General features: G+C 38.2%; 13 protein-coding genes and 2 pseudogenes. 6 read left to right on the top strand and 9 right to left on the bottom strand.

Features of this window, described 5'->3' with window-relative positions:
• Window positions 1–55 precede the first annotated feature (55 nt).
• From CYO89_RS08770 to CYO89_RS08745, 6 genes are read left to right on the top strand one after another with little or no spacing between them, the layout of a single operon-like run.
• Complete coding sequence (locus CYO89_RS08770; protein ID WP_258032555.1) at window positions 56–4,108, top strand: diguanylate cyclase domain-containing protein; 4,053 nt, start codon at window positions 56–58, stop codon at window positions 4,106–4,108.
• On the top strand, window positions 4,101–4,961 hold the full coding sequence (locus CYO89_RS08765; RefSeq protein ID WP_103597992.1) for an ATP phosphoribosyltransferase regulatory subunit: 861 nt from the start codon (window positions 4,101–4,103) through the stop codon (window positions 4,959–4,961). The genes CYO89_RS08770 and CYO89_RS08765 overlap by 8 nt, the downstream gene beginning before the upstream one ends.
• 2 nt (window positions 4,962–4,963) lie before the next feature.
• The gene (locus CYO89_RS08760; protein WP_103597991.1) at window positions 4,964–6,214 is read left to right on the top strand and encodes an adenylosuccinate synthase; all 1,251 of its coding nucleotides are present in this window, start codon (window positions 4,964–4,966) and stop codon (window positions 6,212–6,214) included.
• Window positions 6,211–6,633 (top strand): flagellar export protein FliJ, encoded by a 423-nt coding sequence (locus CYO89_RS08755; RefSeq protein WP_021086090.1) that lies wholly within the window; start codon window positions 6,211–6,213, stop codon window positions 6,631–6,633. The genes CYO89_RS08760 and CYO89_RS08755 overlap by 4 nt, the downstream gene beginning before the upstream one ends.
• Complete coding sequence (locus tag CYO89_RS08750; RefSeq protein WP_103597990.1) at window positions 6,633–7,196, top strand: MotE family protein; 564 nt, start codon at window positions 6,633–6,635, stop codon at window positions 7,194–7,196. The genes CYO89_RS08755 and CYO89_RS08750 overlap by 1 nt, the downstream gene beginning before the upstream one ends.
• A 5-nt stretch (window positions 7,197–7,201) precedes the next feature.
• Window positions 7,202–7,879: an NAD(P)/FAD-dependent oxidoreductase gene (locus CYO89_RS08745; RefSeq protein WP_343219173.1), complete on the top strand. Its 678-nt coding sequence runs from the start codon at window positions 7,202–7,204 to the stop codon at window positions 7,877–7,879.
• Between the two features lie 59 nt (window positions 7,880–7,938).
• On the opposite strand, the gene CYO89_RS08740 is transcribed toward CYO89_RS08745, so the two are convergent.
• From CYO89_RS08740 to proA, 9 genes and pseudogenes are all read right to left on the bottom strand, one after another.
• Complete coding sequence (locus CYO89_RS08740; protein WP_181001911.1) at window positions 7,939–8,136, bottom strand: hypothetical protein; 198 nt, start codon at window positions 8,134–8,136, stop codon at window positions 7,939–7,941.
• Window positions 8,133–8,420 (bottom strand): annotated as a pseudogene (locus CYO89_RS08735) (hypothetical protein); the annotation flags it as partial. The gene CYO89_RS08740 and the pseudogene CYO89_RS08735, both read right to left, overlap by 4 nt.
• A gap of 306 nt (window positions 8,421–8,726) precedes the next feature.
• A complete protein-coding gene (locus CYO89_RS08730; RefSeq protein WP_103597988.1) occupies window positions 8,727–9,365 on the bottom strand; it encodes an HAD family hydrolase in 639 nt (212 codons plus the stop codon).
• A 72-nt stretch (window positions 9,366–9,437) separates the two neighbouring features.
• Complete coding sequence (locus CYO89_RS08725) at window positions 9,438–10,451, bottom strand: OmpA family protein (protein ID WP_103597987.1); 1,014 nt, start codon at window positions 10,449–10,451, stop codon at window positions 9,438–9,440.
• 155 nt (window positions 10,452–10,606) lie between these two features.
• Window positions 10,607–10,996, bottom strand: a complete 390-nt coding sequence (rpsI, locus tag CYO89_RS08720) for a 30S ribosomal protein S9 (RefSeq protein WP_021084780.1) — start codon at window positions 10,994–10,996, stop codon at window positions 10,607–10,609.
• Between the two features lie 2 nt (window positions 10,997–10,998).
• Complete coding sequence (gene rplM, locus CYO89_RS08715; protein ID WP_002939292.1) at window positions 10,999–11,427, bottom strand: 50S ribosomal protein L13; 429 nt, start codon at window positions 11,425–11,427, stop codon at window positions 10,999–11,001.
• An 80-nt stretch (window positions 11,428–11,507) separates the two neighbouring features.
• Complete coding sequence (locus tag CYO89_RS08710; protein WP_103597986.1) at window positions 11,508–14,327, bottom strand: RecB-like helicase; 2,820 nt, start codon at window positions 14,325–14,327, stop codon at window positions 11,508–11,510.
• The gene (locus CYO89_RS08705) at window positions 14,324–16,669 is read right to left on the bottom strand and encodes a PD-(D/E)XK nuclease family protein (RefSeq protein ID WP_103597985.1); all 2,346 of its coding nucleotides are present in this window, start codon (window positions 16,667–16,669) and stop codon (window positions 14,324–14,326) included. The genes CYO89_RS08710 and CYO89_RS08705 overlap by 4 nt, the downstream gene beginning before the upstream one ends.
• A gap of 248 nt (window positions 16,670–16,917) precedes the next feature.
• Window positions 16,918–17,214: pseudogene (gene proA, locus CYO89_RS08695) on the bottom strand (glutamate-5-semialdehyde dehydrogenase); the annotation flags it as partial.
• Window positions 17,215–17,218: the final 4 nt, after the last annotated feature.

The following is a 17,218-nucleotide window of genomic DNA, read 5'->3' as shown; positions in this document are numbered from 1 at the left end:
AAAGTAAATTTGCGTTAAAATCATGGCTAGTTTTAAAAAGCGAGGCTTAAATTTAATGCAAAAAAATAGCGCTAAACCAGTTTTGCAGATTTTTAAGAGGTTCTATGTAAAGATAGCACTACTTCTTTTTGCCTTCATCTTTCTTGCACTTTTTGTCATATTTGCTGGCATAAACGATATAAAATATGAAATTTCAACGCTAAATTTAATCACTAGAAACAATATCGTGAGTACATTTGTAGAGGTAAAAGACAATATCACCACAAAGGCAAGACTCATAGCAAACGGCGTAGAGCCATTTTATGAAGATACTGTTGTAAGTAAATTCTACGCCGCTTTTTACGTGATAGCAAAAGATAACTCCTTGCTTTATGAGCGTAAATTTGAGGGCGCTTTTGAGTTACACAACTACGATATCTCGTGGTTTTCAGATATAAAAGCAGGCGAGTTTAGGCTCTCTGATAGATTTTATAAAAATAGACGCTTTAAAGATATCTACATAGCTTACGGGCTAAAAAATGGCAATAAAATTCTCGTTCAGCTAAATCAAAATCTTTTAAAAAACAAGGTCGATACAGGCTACAATAAAAACCTTGCCGCATACGTCTTTTTGGTCGATAAAGATGGCAACCTCTCAAGAGATGAGTTTTATAGAAAATTTATAAAAGAGGACTTTAACAAATACATCTCACAAGGTGGCGAGTTTAAAGCTGACAAGATCATTTTTAAACTAAAGGATATGAATTTTTACAAGATCAGCTACCTAGAAGAGCAAAAGCTATTTGTCATAACAGGCTCTAGCAGGCAAGCACAGATCTTTATCCAGCTAGTTCTAGTCGTGCTTTCGTTTTTCTGTTTTGTCGCATTTAGCATACTTTGGCTACGTGATAACTCATATATAAAAGATAAAATTCTCTCTCCATTTACTAGAATCACTCTTTTTGCGGCAGATAAAAGTAAGCCAACTGATGAAGAATTTGACATAAAAGAATTTACCTCGCTAAACAACAGCATCAAAAAACTCTACGAAGATAGAGATAAAGCTTACGAGACGGCACAAAGCTACGAGAGTAGATTTGGCTATGTATTTGAAAAGAGCTTTTTAAAGATCGTGGTCTATGACGCTTATACTGGCGTCATCACGGACATTAGCAACGCTCTTTTAGAAAATCTAGGCTACAAAAAAGATGACGTAGCAGATCTAAATATCAAAGAGCTACTTGAAGATGAGTCTAAAAATTTAGCAGAAGATAGAGAAAACGCTATAAATAATGATCTATCTTATGAAGCTAAGCTAAGGCGTAAAAATGGCGAAATAATCGACGTTTTAGCGACCCAAAGTAGCTTTGAGCTAGAAAACACAAGGCTAAATTTCATACTCATAAAAGATATCACTCAAGAAAAGATGACGCAAAGAAATGACGATATCATCAAAAGCTACGTCTTTTTATCGCCAAATGTCATCGCCATCGCTTCGGCACAAGAGCCATTTTTGATCATCCAAAGCACAAACAATGTCGAGAGAATTTTTAATGTCCAAAGCCAAGGTCTCATAAATTTAGAAGATATCATCGCAAGCGAGGACTTTGATAGCTTTAAAGCTGCCGTGCTAGCAAGTAAAAAGGCCTTTTTACAAGCAAGCTTTAAAAATGAAGAGCTAAATTTCATAGCAAATATGACAAACGCTTACGGCAAGAAAATTCCATTTAAGATAAAGGCTAAATTTATCGATGCAGACGAGCAAAAGGTCATCTACTCATTTACCGATCTTAGCGATATGCTAAAGCTTCAAGAGAGATTTGAAAAGCAAAGCAAGGAGAGCAAGGCTCTGCTTTGGGCGAGTGAGGCAAATGTCTTTACTTGGAATAAAAGAAGCGACATGCTTAACATCTCAGATGAGCTAAGTAAAATTCTTGGCACGCAAAGCACTCTAAATTTCGAGCAAGCAAAGTCGGTCTTTGTCGATGAGTTTGATAGTTTTTATAGCTTTTTTGAGAGCTTAAGAGATGCTCAAACATACATCAAAGATATCAAGCTTTACAGCATAGATAAAGAAATTTTACACTTTAGACTAAGGGCAAAAGCGCTTGAATACGACGAATTTGGCGAAGTAAGCTTGATAAAAGGCACGTTAAGAGACCTTAGCCTAGAAGATAGCTTCTTTGTCTGCCAAGACCTGCTTGCAAAAATTTTCTCATTTAGCAAAGAAGAGGTCGTCTTGCTTGATGAGGAGATGAGGATCATTGATGCAAATGACGCATTTTTTGAAAGTTCGGGCGCAAAAGATAGCGTATATCTAAAAGATATCACCTTTATAAAGCAAGGCTTAAGCGATATAAAACACCAGATCATAGAGACCATAAACCAAGGTGGCTCGTGGAGTGGCAAGGTTTGGAGCGAAAATAATAAAAACAAAAGCAAGCTTGAAGTCATAGAAATTTTACCGCTTATCGATGCGAGCGAGAAAAAAACCGGCTACATCATGCTAGCAATGCTTGCAAATAACGAAGCGCAAAATGAGAAATATCTAGAATTTATCGCATATCACGATCCGCTCACAAAGCTACCAAATAGATTTTTACTCTACAACAAGCTAAATTCTCTCATACAAAAAAATGAACAAAAAATAGCCGTCATCTACCTTGATATGGATGATTTTAAGAGCATAAATGACAACTTTGGTCACCAAATAGGCGATAAATTTTTAGTAGCTATCTCTGAAAAGATAGGCGCTATGTTTAATGGCAAAAATATCTTTGCAAGGATAGGCGGAGATGAGTTTGTAGGCGTCATAAACTACGAAAATTTAGGCGAAGTCTATGAGATAGCGCAAAATATGCTAAGGCTAGCTTCAGATGAAGTAAAGATAGACGAGCTAAAACTAAAAGCAAGCGCTAGCGTAGGCATAGCCTTGGCTGATAGTGAGCTTGGGGCTGATGATGTGCTACAAAGAGCCGACTGGGCGATGTATCAAGCTAAGATAAGTGGCAAAAACAGAAGCTATACATTTGATGCGAAAAAAGATGTCTATTTTAAGAGCCAATACGAAGATGGCTCAAAAATTTTAAAAGCGCTTGACGCTGGCGAGATGTTTTTAGAATTTCAACCAGAGATCAGCTTTAGCACGGGCGAGACTTTAAGTTTTGAAGCGCTTATTAGATGGAGAAAAGATGGCGAGATCATCTATCCAAGCGACTTTTTACCACTTATAAAGACAAGTAGTGCATCGAGCAATATCGCTTTATTTACGATAAAAGAGGCGCTTGTAGCAAGAAAGATGTGGCTAGAAAATGGCATAAGCGCAAAGGTTCGCGTAAATTTAAGCGTTAAAAAGCTCTTTACAGAGGAATTTTGGCATAAATTTAAAGCGATATTTGATGAGGATAAAAGCCTTGATCCAACTGGGCTTATCATCGATGTTATCGACGCTGCAACAGCTACAAATTTAGAAATTTTAGAAATTTATGTTAGAAAATATAAAGAGCTTGGCATACACTTCTCGCTTGATGACTTTGCCTCATACTCAAGCTCGATAGAAGCTCTTGGCATGCTAAAGACAAACCGCTTTAATATAGATAATAAATTCTGCAAACATATCTTTAACTCAAAAGAGGCGCTTGAGAGCATAAATATGATAAGGTTTGTGGCTGATAAATTTGGACTAAATGCGACTATAAAAAATATAGATGACAAAAGAACGCTTGAGTTTTTACTTGGTCTTGGCTTTGATAAATTTCAAGGTAACATTTTCTCATTGGCACTTTTGGCAAAAGATGCTGCTTTGTTTAAATTTGAAAGACCATATCTACACATAAAAGACTATAAAAATAGCGAAAATTTCGAGCTTTTTAAAGGCTTAGTCGTGCTAAAAGAGCTTGCAAATGAAGTGATAGCAAATTTAAATCAAGATGACAAACTAGCACAAAGCCTAAAGCAAAAAATAGAAGATGAGATAAAAAATATAGGTAAATTTAATCAAGAAATTTCTATAAATTTAAGCAAACTAGCAAGCAGTAGTGACAGCGGCGAACTCTATAATCTAGCCGTGTCCATCATCAAAGAGTGCGATATAAATTTAGGTTTTAGTAAGGAGATAAGAGTTGAGTGATGTAAATGTTTATGAGCACGAGATCCCAAACGGAAGCAAACTTTACTTTGCAAAAAGCGCAAAACTAAAGAGAAAAATCGAGCAAAAAGCGAGTGAAATTTTAGAAGATGAAGGTTTTAGCGAGATCGTAACGCCGTTTTTTTCGTATCATCAACATCTAAGCGTAGATGCGACAAACCTTCTGCGCTTTAGCGACAGTCTAAACCACGAGATAAGCCTAAGGGCTGATAGCACTGTTGATACCGTTAGGATCGTGCTTAGAAGGCTTAAAGCAAACGAGCCAAGGAGGTGGTTTTACATCCAGCCAGTCTTTCGCTACCCAAGCCAAGAAATTTATCAAATAGGCGCTGAGCTTATCGGTGAAAACGACATTTTAAAGAGCATAAACATAGTAGCAAAGCTCTTTAGCGAGCTTGAGATCGGTGCTTGTTTGCAGCTTAGCAATATGCAAATCCCAAGGATCATCTGCGAAATTTTAAACTTAGAGATAGAAATTTTTGAAAATTCATGGCTAGAAAAGATCTTAGCCCAAAACGTGCCGTGGCTTAGCAAACTAGCCCTTTTAAAGGACACTAGCGAGCTTGATGAGATAGTAAATTTAGTCCCTGATAAGCTAAAAGAGGCGCTAAGAAATTTACAAAGTGTAGCCAAATCACTAGAATATAAAAATTTAAGAATAGTTCCGCTATATTACTCAAAAATGAGATATTATGATAGTTTATTTTTTAGATTTTTAAAAGACAACGCCATCTTAGCAAGTGGTGGAAACTATGAAATAGACGATATTTCAAGCAGCGGGTTCGCTGTTTATACTGATGCATTGATAGAAGAAAAAATTAATTTAAGGAAGTAAGAATGAGAAAGGCTGATTTAGTAGTTGGTGTTCAATGGGGTGATGAGGGCAAAGGCAAGATAGTTGATATGCTAGGACTAAACTATGACATGATTTGTCGCTCTCAAGGTGGTCACAATGCTGGTCATACGATCTGGGTCGATGGCGTAAGATACGCGCTTCACCTTGTCCCAAGCGGAATTTTGCACAAAAATATCATAAATATCATCGGCAACGGCGTCGTTGTCTCTCCAGAGGTGCTCATCACTGAGATGGCGCAGTTTGACAACTTAGGGGGCAGACTTTATATAAGCGACAAAGCACACTTAAATTTAAGCTACCACAGCCAAGTCGATCAAGCAAAAGAGCGCTTAAAAGGCGAAAAAGCGATCGGAACGACTGGCAAAGGCATCGGACCAACATACGCAGACAAGATAAGCAGAAGCGGCCACAGAGTTGGTGAGCTACTTGAGCCAGAGCGCTTGTGCGATGCTTTGATGCATGATTTTGAAACAAATAAACCCGTATTTGACGCTCTTGGCGTAAAGATACCTGAAGAAAATGAGCTACTTGAAGAGCTAAAAAGATATAAAGAGGTGCTTGCTCCATTTATCGCAAACACTACAAATTTAGTTTGGAAAGCGCTTGATGAAGATAAAAAAGTCCTACTTGAAGGCGCTCAGGGCACACTTTTAGACATCGATCACGGCACATATCCTTATGTAACTAGCTCAAATACCATAAGCGCTGGCGCTTGCACAGGCCTTGGACTAAATCCAAAAGAGATAGGCAAAGTAATAGGCGTCATCAAAGCATATACAACTCGCGTAGGACACGGACCTTTCCCAACTGAAGACAAAGGCACAAATGGCGATAAGATGTGCGAGATCGGTAAAGAATTTGGCACAACAACAGGCCGCCGCAGACGTTGTGGTTGGTTTGACGCAGTAAGCGTAAAATACGCTTCAAGGCTTGATGGTGTCGATACTTACGCGCTTATGAAGCTTGACGTACTTGATGGCTTTGAGGTGGTAAAAATTTGTAAAGCATATCAATATAACGGCGAGACGATCGACTACGTGCCAACAGATCTTGAAAATACAACGCCTATCTACGAAGAGCTTGCGGGCTGGGACAGCGTAAAGGGCATCAGCAGATATGAAGACCTGCCAGCAAACGCAAGAGCGTATATCGAGCGTATCGAGGAGCTAACTGGCGTGAAGGTCGGCTATATCTCAACAAGCCCTGAAAGAAGCGATACGATCATTAGATGAAAAGTAAATTTACCTCCGTCGTCCGCGTCAAAAAGCAGGAGATGGATAAGGTAGAGGCTAAGCTCGTCGTTGCTAGGCTAAATGTAAGAAATGCTGAAGAAAAAATAGCACTCTTAAGAGCCAAACTTAACGAGTTTAGCTTGCCAAAAAGTGGCAACATAGGCGAGCTAAGAGAGAATTTAGAGCTCATAAATATAGCAAGAGCCGAGCTAAGTGCCTGCAAAGAGAGCTTAGAGATAGCAAAAAAAGAGGTCTTGCACTACGAGCACAAATATAAAAATGCAAATTTAGAGTATGAAAAGATGAAATATCTAGAAAAAGAAGAATTTAAAAAAGAGATAAAACGCATACAAAAGGCTGAAGCGCTTGCTCTTGATGAGTTTGCGGTTATGAAATTTGCAGCCAAAAGCGAGGCGTGATGAGAGCTATTTTACTCTTTTTTATGGTTATAAATTTTGCATTTTGCTTTGAAGTGCCGGTTGATTGCACTCAAATTTTTGAAGCTAGAAAAGAGGAAATTTCAAAGGAGCTTGAGGTCATCGACGAGCAGCGCCAAGCTCTAGAGGTCTTTCGAGCAAGCTCGGCTGCGGCTTATGAAGAGAATAACAAAAAGCTCGCCAAGAAAGAGGCTGATCTGAATGCGACGATGAAAGTGATCGAGCAAAAACGCAAAGAGATCGACGAAGTTGTCGCTAAAAATGAGAAAATTTTAAAAGAGCTTCGCACGATGACGACTGATAAGGTCAATGAATCCTACGCCAAAATGAAAGATGGCGCAGCAGCCGAAGTGCTCTCGCAAATGCCAAGGTCAAACGCAGCCACCATACTTTACGCCCTTGATGCAAAAAAGATCTCAACCATCATGGCTAAAATGGATCCAAAGGTCGCCTCTGAAGTGACTGCGCTACTTCAAAAAGGGCCTCCATTTATCGATGAAAAGGGAGATATGCCAGCTCCAGCTGGAAGCATAAATATGCAGTAAATTTAATTTACTGCCAATCTAAAAAACTAAATTTAACTGATAAATTTAACCTATTTGCTCACCCGTCTCTTATTTTTACTCCTGTTCTTGTTGGCTTTAGCGTGCAAAAAGATGAGTTTTGGTTTAAAGAGCTTAGTGGCATTAGTTTAAGTGCGGACGTAGTGATAAATACCAAAAACGAGAGCCATAAATTTAGCGGTGATCTGCTTTTTACACATAGGGGCATAAGTGGTCCAGCGATACTAAACGCTTCACTTTTTTGGCAAAAGGGTCGAATTTGCATAAATTTTTTGCCTAAATTTAGTGAGAAAAATTTAGTAAATGGCAAAAAGCATCTTAGCTCGGTTTTGCCTTTGCCAAAGAGATTTGTTCTGGAGTTTTTAAGAAATTTTGGCTTAAAAGATAGGGCATTTTATGAATTTAGTGATGATGAAAAAAGTATCATAAAAAGACTTTTTGCTTACGAATTTGCCCCAGCTGGGACATTTGGCTTTGAAAGGGCTGAAGTTACAAAAGGTGGCGTAAAAACTAATTTTTTAGATGAAAATTTAGAGTGTAAAAGCGTAAAAGGGCTTTACTTTATAGGTGAAGTTTTAGATATCACTGGCATGCTTGGTGGATATAACTTGCATCTAGCCTTTGCAAGTGCTTTAAAGGTAGCTGGCGCTTTAAAAAATAACTAATCAAATAGAAGTGAAATTTAGCTAGTGGCAGCTAAAACTGCCACTAAATTTAATATTTCTCACTCAAGCTCACAAAGTCTCCAAAGCCCAGCTCTGATCTTATAAAATTCTTTATTAGTCTGCACTATCCGTCTTATACTAGCAAATGGAGTTTTGCTGCCCCAAGTGCTAACATCAGTTTCATGGTAAAGATCAAAAAGCGTTGCCATGCCACCAAGGCTAGCTAACGCTTCTATTACACACTCTTTTTGACTCATCTCTCGCTTAGATACTCTTGCAAGCTTTTTACTTCAAGTGCTTTGCCAGTTTGAACTGTGCTTAGCGACTTAGCAGCTGCGAGTGCTGCGCGGATCGTTGTAAAATATGGAATTTTAAATCTAAGCACATTTTGGCGGATCTTTTTGCCATCATCCACGCTTGATTTAGTATCGCTTGTGTTTATAACAAGTGCTATGTCGCCGTTTTTAAGTCTATCTTCGACGTTTGGTCTGCCCTCGCTTATCTTATAGACAAACTCAGCCTCCACGCCAGCTTCGCTTAAGTGTGATATCTAAGAATTTCTGCTCTTTTTCGAAGCACAAAAAATCCCTATCTAGCAAATTCACATATGGGTATATTTATTTGCATATTTTGTTAGCAAAATTATCTAAAAAAGCAAATCAAATGCAGAATTTACTAAAAGCAAGAATTATCTAGATTAATCAAATAGTAGCAGGTATTTTTGATATGAAATTATAAAATTCTTTTTGGTCCATCAAAGCATTTTGTAATAAGTTAAAACAAAAATTTATGAATAAATTTACGTTTAAATAGTATTAGACTCAAGAGCCTTAATAAATTTTAACTATCATGCTTCTTTGATAAAACCGACAGCCTCAAGTGGATTTGCAAATATATGTTCACTAAGCTGCCTCAAATCAAACTCTTTACCATATCCACATGTAAGGCCAACGCCCGTTATAAGAGCAGCTTTAGCAGCCTTTAGATCCATGATGGTATCGCCAACCATAAACGCATTATCTTTTTCTTTGTCTAGTCTCTTCAAAGCTAAATTTATAGGTTCTGGATCTGGTTTTGGATTTATAACATCATCTCGTCCGACAACCGTTTTTATAAATTTCATAACACCTAAATGTTCAAGTAAAATTATAGAAAATTTTGATGTCTTTGTCGTAACAACACCAACATCAGCAAACGTGCTAGCTTCTTTTAAAGCATCCAAAGCATACGGTAAAAGCACAGTCTCGTCTAAATAGATCTTCTCGTAGCAAGCTTTATACTCTTTTACATATTCGTCAATCAAATTTTTCTTGGCACCGAGTTTTTCAAACATTATTTCAAGCGGATATCCTACTAGCGATTTTAGTGCATCATGATCAGGCTCTTTCTTGTCGTGAGCTAAAAACGCCGCATCAAAACCTTTTAAAATAGCAGAAGTAGAGTCTATAAGTGTGCCATCTAAGTCAAAAAGTATAGTTTTTTTCATGATAATCTCCGCAGAAATAAAAAAGGGCTCAGCCGAAGCCAAGCCCTAAAGAAGTAATTTTAAATAATAAAATTATTTATGGAAAGTAGCTTCAACACGTCTGTTTTGAGCGCGACCTTCTTTAGTTTTGTTTGTAGCGATTGGTTTAAGTTCGCCGTAACCAACTGTAGAAATTTTAGCTTTATCTACACCGTAACCAGCAAGAACCTCAGCCACTGCTTTTGCTCTTTTTTCAGATAGTTTTTGGTTGTAAGCTTCTGCACCTACGCTATCAGTGTGACCAGCAAGTACAACTTTATAATCTTGGTGTTCGCCCATAAAGTCAGCTACTTTTTTGATCTCAGCTGCATATTTTGGTCCAACTTTGTAGCTATCAAATGCGAAGTTAACATCTAGGTCTCTAAGAACGATAACTTTCTCGCATCCTCTTTCGTCAACAACTACACCAGCTGGAGTGTTAGGGCATTGATCGATATCATTTGGCACACCGTCATTGTCATCATCAAGAACTGGAGCTGGAGCTGCTGCTGGAGCTGCTGGAGCTGCTGCTACAACTGGAGCTGCTTTTGAATCAAGACCAATGCCAAAGCCTAGTGAATAGAATAGGTTGTGATCAGCATGCTCAAATTTGATAGCATCTCTTGCCTCTGCTTTAAGAGCAAATCTATCAGTTACTTGGTATCTTAAACCAAGACCATATTGACCAAAGCCACCATCTTCGTTTTTAACAAAAATAGCTGGAACATCTTCATAACCAGCACCGATTAAACCGTATAGGCTAACTGGTCCAAAATCAACGATATTTTTTACAAGGTTAGCGTGGTATCTAAGAGCTCTACCCTCTCTTACAACGTTACCTGTTCTCTCTTTTAGTTTTTGAGAGTAATCAACACCAAGTTCAACTTGATCAAAGAAGAAATCTTCAAGGTTTCTAGCCGCTCTAATACCAACAAAATTGTGGTCTTTTACACGTAGATTTCCTTCTGGATGAACACCACCGATAGTTGGAGTGATCTCATAGTTGTATGCTGCGTTAGACGCAAAAACCGCTGTTGCGGCAACCATAGCTAAAGCAATCTTTTTCATAATAGAATTCCTTTCAAATAGGGATTTTTAATGTTGACTATAATTTTACCTAAATAAAAATAAATCAACTTTAAATTATAACCAAATTCTTAATGTAAATCTGACAATTTACATAACCTAAATTTTGCAAATGCAAAAGCACTTGCAAAAAACCATTAACGTTTAGAGAATTGTGGGCTTCTTCTAGCCTTTCTTCTACCAAATTTCTTACGTTCAACAACACGAGAATCTCTAGTTAGTAAGCCTTTTGGTTTAAGCGCTGCTCTAAAATCAGCATCCATATCAGCTAAAGCACGTGATATGCCGTGTCTTAAAGCCTCAGCTTGTGCTGAATAACCGCCACCTAAAGTTGTAGCTACTACGTCTATTAAACTCTCTTGTTTTGTTACTAAAAGTGGTTGAATGACTTTAAGCTTGATAGCCTCGTGACCGCCAAGCCAAGTATTAAGATCCATACCATTTACTACGATTTTACCGCTTCCAGCTTTTATCCAAACCTTTGCTACGGCAGTTTTTCTTTTACCAGTTGCATAAACTTTTGCCATAATTATTTTCCTTCTTTTTTAGCTATTTGTGCCGTATGAGGATGCTCACTGCCAGCATAAACTTTTAGTTTTTTTATCATCTCTCTTCCAAGTTTTGTCTTTGGAAGCATGCCACGAACAGCTAATTTAAATAGTTTTTCTGGCTTATTTGCTATCAAATCGCCAAATTTCTCGCTCTTTACGCTGCCAAAATATCCTGAGTGTCTGTGATAAAGTTTATCTTCAGCTTTGTTATTACCAGTAAATTCTACTTTTGAAGCATTTATGATGATAACATAGTCGCCACAATCTACGTTTGGCGTGAAGCATGGTTTGTTTTTGCCACGAAGTATAGTTGCTACCTCAGTTAGCAATCTACCAAAGCGCTTACCAGCTGCATCAACTACGATCCAGTCTCGCTTAACTTCGTTTGGCTTTGTTATTTTTGTCATTTTCTTACCTTTGCCAAGTTAATTTTTGAGTTGTGATTGTATTTAAACAATGCTTTGACAAAGCTTAAATTAAGTAGCATTTAAACTTCAATATATGAAATTTTGCCCTCAAGTGCATAGAAAATGACGGCGATTATACTATGTTTTTCATAAAATTTAGCGAGCGCATCTTTATACTCTTTTACCTGCTTTTTGTTCTCTTCTATATTTTTATCTGTCGTTTTATAATCAATCACGCAAATTTCACGCTCATTAAAGCAAAAAAGATCCATCTGTTTTAGCTCATTTTTCACTTTAAATGGCTGCTCTTTATAAATTTCTTTGCCCTTTATGCACTCTATAAATTTTGGCTCACTTATAAGCATTTTCGCCCTTTTATAGGCATCTTCAAGGACTTCAAGTGGCAAAAATTTATGAAATTTATTTAGCATCAAATTTTTAGCTTTTTCTAGTGAAATTTCATCAAATTTCTCGCTCATCTCAAGCAGATAGTGAAACGCCAGACCAAAATATATCGCACTTAAATTTTTACCACTCGTCTTTTGCTCTTTTACCTCAACCTCTTGCCTCTCTATCTTTAAAATTTCAGGCATTTTTTCATCTTTTTTTAGCTCTTTTTGCTCAGTTTTACTAGGCAAAATTTTGCCAAAGCTAAACTCTTTTAGATCAAGATAGTCGTTTGCTTCGCTCTTGTCGCTTCTTGTGTAAAATGAAAAAAAGCTTGGACTATTTCCGCTTGGGACGGCTTGTTTGATGATGATGAGCGACTTTGTTGCCCTTGTGAAAGCGACGTAAATTTTATTGATATTTTCTTGCTTTTCAAGCTCTTTCATCTGCTCTAAAACGCTTGCGTAGTCGCTATCAAAATTTTCTCTGCCTGAAATTTTACTCTTTACGATCCACTCGCCCTTTTCGCTGTATTCGGTGATGAAATTTGAGTCATCACCCCTGCCCTTGCCCATCATGTCGCAAACTATGACGTGAGCAAACTCAAGCCCCTTTGACTTATGCACGGTCATCACTCTCACGCCGTCGCTACTTTTTGGGCTGATTTTAGAGCTAAAGTTTTCAAGGTTAAATATAAAATCACTTAAATTTTTATACCCCGAGCTTAGCTCAAATAGCCTTAAAATATCGACATCTGCCATGCTTATGCCTAAATTTTTAGCTAGGTAAAATAGGCTATTTGTCGCGCTCACTTCTGGCTTTATGTTTAGTTTTTTGACATTTGCATTTACTAGCGCTTTTACATTTTTTTCATAAATTTTTTCTTTAAATAGGCAAAATTTCGCATACTCGATGATCGCAGCAACAAGCGGCGTCCTTTTTAGCTCCAAAGTGCCTTCATTGACGCTTTTTATCCCTGCGCTACTAAGCACTTCTGAGATGAGGCCAATGTCGCTATTTTTCCAGCAAAGTACGGTTATATCGCTTGCATTTACGCCAGCTTTTAAAAGCTCACTTGCTTGCGAAACGACCGCACCTGCGATATCTTCATCACTTAGCACACGCAAGTAGCCGTAGTCATCTTTTTCTACTTCAAAGTACGCACACTCGCCACTTACCTCGTAGCTTAGCGTCTCATCTTTTTTAGCTGGCTCTTGTGGCTCAAAACTAAGCCCATATCTATGATAAATTTCTTCAAAAACGGCGTTGTTAAATTTCACCAAAGCCTTTAAACTGCGGTAGTTGCTTGGCAAATTTTCTATATCTATCTGACTAAAATCATCTCCAAGCTTGTCAAAAAGCTCCTTTTTGCCACCTCTAAATTTATAGATGCTCTGCTTCGTATCGCCGACGTAAAAGAAGCTTCCAAGCCCGTTTTGTCCGTATCCAGAGACGATTTCAGCGATGAGCGGCAAGATGATCTCGTACTGGATCACGTTTGTATCTTGAAACTCATCAACCAAGAGGTGATTTATCCTGCCATCAAGCCTAAAATAAAGCGCCTCTTTGTCTAAGCTTTGCACCAAAAGCTTAAAAACCAGCTTGTTTATATCAGCAAAACTTAGCGCATTTAACTCTTTGTTTAGCTCCAAATTTGAAGCCTTATAAAGCTTTAATAGCTTACTAAAGCCACTTAGCCTATACTTTTCGACCTCTAAAATGTAGTTTTTTGCTGCATCTTTTAGCTCAAAAAAGAGCCTATCAAGCTCTGGGGTGTAAATTTTGTTAAAAGTGCGGTAGTCTAGGCTTTCTCTAGCAAAAACCTTACTCTTAAATAGCTCAAATAAATTTTGCTCACTAAATGTCTTTTTGGCCACATCACTAGCGCCATTTTGCAAGGCTATATACTCATTTATCGCCCTTTGCGCCGCCCTTACTTTGCTATCATCTGGATAGCTTGCGCCACTATCTTTTAGCTCGCCACCAAAGCTTTCATAAAATTTCGCCAAAGTCTGCGAAAAGCTAGCCTCTTTTTGGCTTGAAATGATCATCATAAGTGCTAGCTCACTAAGAAGCTTTTTATCCTTGCTCGCCTCTTTTACAAATTTTTTCCACGCCAGATCTTGCAGGCTATCTTGCACGCTGTAATCAGGGCTAATGCCTAAATTTTGGCTAAATTTCTTCAAAATCCCAGAGAAAAACGCATCAAATGTATAAATTTTTAGCTCGCTTTGCAAAAAGACGCCAAGCCTCTCATCTCGCCTTTTTATCGCCTCATCTTGGTTTATACCAAGCTCCGCGCACACCGCTTCAAGCTCGCCTTTTTTGTTTTGCAAGTCCAAAAAAGTGGCGATTATGCGCTCTTTCATCTCGTTTGCTGCTTTTTTTGTAAAAGTTAGAGCGACGATCTCGTTTATATTTTCGCCTCGAAGCACCAAAGCGATGTAGCGAACGCTTAGTGCAAAGGTCTTACCGCTTCCAGCACTTGCTTTTAGGGCTAAAAAATTTTTCATAACTCTCTCCTACAAAGTGTGACGTATTCGCAAAATGCGCAAGCACCGCTCTTTCTCTCAAAATTTATCTTAGTTTTGTTTATGCCTTTTAGCTTTTCTATCTCGCCAGTTAGATCCTCTACGTTTTTTTTAGAGCTAACTAAGCTAGGCTCGTTTTTTAGGGCATAGTAGGCACTTCGCACCTCGCCGCCGTAAAGCGCTTCGTAAAAGGCAAGCTGGAGCGAATTTACATTTGCTTCGCCCGTTTTATAATCAAGTATAAGCACGTCGCCGTTTGCGTTCGCATCGATCCTATCGATAAATCCCTTTATCTGCACGCCGCAAAACTCGCTTTGCACCTCTTTTTCGCACTCAAGCACCCTAAAGCCAGCTCTTAAGCGCTCGTTTTCATAAATTTCATACTCTTTAAATTTATGCGTCCAAATTTCAAACTCAAGTGGCGTAAGATTTTGCTTTGCTAGCATCTCTTTAAAAACGGCTAGATCAAAGGTGTTATTTTGCTTATAAAACTCACTCGTATAGTATTCAAAAAGTGCGCTATGAACGCTATTTCCTTGCTTTGTACCAAGCTCTTTTGCTACACCTTTTGGCGCATCTATGTGAGCTATTTTTGTGTAGTAGTATTTTCTTGGGCAGGTTAGAAATAAATTTAGTGTCGAAAACGAAAGTGGGTTTGCGAAGAAATCATGTTCTAAAATAACCTCATCATCACTTAAATTTAAGCTCGCCTCTCCCTTTAAAAATAGCTTCAAATAGGCCTCATCGCTAAATTTCTCATCTTTTATCGTTTTGAAATTTTTTAAAAATCTTGAAGGTATGCTCTCTTCATTTACGCAGCAACTTATCGCCACTTTTTTGGCGTTATTTATGAGGCTTTCGTAGTAAAATCTCTGCAAATTCTCGCGCTCAATATAGCTTATAAGCCCCGCTTTTTGCCTCACTTTTGAGTTTAAAAACATCTCGTTTGCGCTTCTTGCTGGGATGAAGTTGTCGTTAAAATCAACTATGATAACGCCATCAAATTTCATCCCGCGGCTCTCTAGCATGCCCATGACGCTGATCTTTCCGCCGCCCACATCATCGATGCTTAGGCGCGAGATATTTAGCAAGAAAATTTCACTTAGCTGCTTTAGGCTAAAGCTAAAATACCTGCATAAATTCTCCATCCTAAAAAGCTCAAGTGCGAGCTTCTCTTCGCATCTTGGCTCATTTTCAAGCACCAAAAGCTCGTCTATTAGCTCTTTAAATTTGCCAAATTCACACAGCTCAAAATAGCTAGCCCTAAATTTCTCAAAAAGCTGCTCGCTCACGCCAAATTCGCTTAAAATAAAGCCAAGCTCCTCGTAGCTCTCACACTTACTTTGATCAAAAACTGGGCTTGCCTCTTCGTTGATCGCTCTTGTGATGTAGTAAAGCGCCTCATAAAATTTTGTATTTTTAAAGCTCTCGCCCATGGCGTAGTTAAAAATTTTAGCACTATCATGAAGCCTTAAAATCTCACTAAAGCCCTCATCTGGCAAGATCACTGCGATATTTTCAGGCTTTATGCCCTCACGCACAAACTCGCTCGCCTTTGCCATAGCATAGGCGCACTGCAAGCTTCTTGTGGCGAAATTTCTCACTAAAACTGGCTCAAATTTTGTGATATTTTCTAAGCAAGTTAGCTCATTTGTGTTTAAATTTAGCTCATATTTTTTATAGTTTTCAAGCTCGCTAATGGCTGAAATTTGCCTTATCTTTTCTATTAGTTTTTTATTAAAAACGCTAGTTTGAAAGATAATTTTTAGCGTTGTTAGTTTTGAGATTTTTTCTAAAATTTCCCACTCAAACTCGCTTAAAATGCCATCAATGTGCAGTGAAATTTCACTAAAACTTCTTATGTAAGCTTCATTTATCGAGTAAATTTTTGGCAGGGTTATATCATCATAAAGATCCTCTTTATCAAGCAGGCTCTCATACTCTTTTAAAACCGCTTCAAGTATGCTTAGATGCTCCTCAAAATCAGCGTAAATGTCGTTAAATTTGATCTCTTTAATGCTCTTTTTGCTGATAGCTAGCTCTTTAAAAAACGAAAAAAGATAGTCGTTGTTTTTCAAAAACTCAAAAAACTCAGTTGGGATTTTAAGCACCAAGTTTGCCTCTTTGACGCTGGCACAGGCTCTGTTCATAAGCACCAAAGCGTAGGTACTATCACACTCAAAGCGGCCATTTACAAAAACAGCCTTTTTATAAAACTCTGCGATGCTTAGACTTTTTGGGATTAGCTCGTCATTAAAACCAGCGTTAAATTCCCTGATCTTACGTGAGTTTGTAAAGACGAAAAGTTGATTTAGATTGCGCATTTTACTCTCTTAAATTTTTAAAAAATGATAGCCAAAAGCTAATAAAAGAGCGCTTTTTCTCACTTAAGCTAAGCTTTGAAAATTTTTCTAAATTCTTTAAAAATTTAAGCCTTAAAGTGCTGGGGGATACAATTTCAAAAAGGAGCAAAAATTCATAAAGAGTTAAACAGATCTGGCTTTTACTACGGCTTTCCCGTCCTACTTGCCACCACAAAAGATCAAAAAGGGCGAGATGATACCGAGCACCCCCAGCCGCCTAAATTTTCGCCTACGACCTCGGCAAAGCCCGCCACCTCGCGCACGCCCTTCGCCATAGCCTCGATGCGGGCATCCGTTAGTCGCAAACGATCAAGCAACGCCAAGCTAAGGCCCGATTTCTCGCCGTTTGCAAGGTCTTTGGCGTTTGCCGCTTTTATAGCCTCTTTTTGCGCTAGCAGCTCGTCCGCCACGGCGTTTAAAATTTCAAATTTAGCCCTGCTATCAAGTCTCAAAAGCTCGCCGCAAACAGCCTTTGCACGCTTACATATATCTAAAATTTCATTCATTTTC

Source organism: Campylobacter concisus (genome assembly GCF_002913765.1).
Classification (GTDB): domain Bacteria; phylum Campylobacterota; class Campylobacteria; order Campylobacterales; family Campylobacteraceae; genus Campylobacter_A; species Campylobacter_A concisus_BB.
Note: the sequence above shows the minus strand (reverse complement) of the source record. Positions and strands in the feature narration are given on the sequence as shown.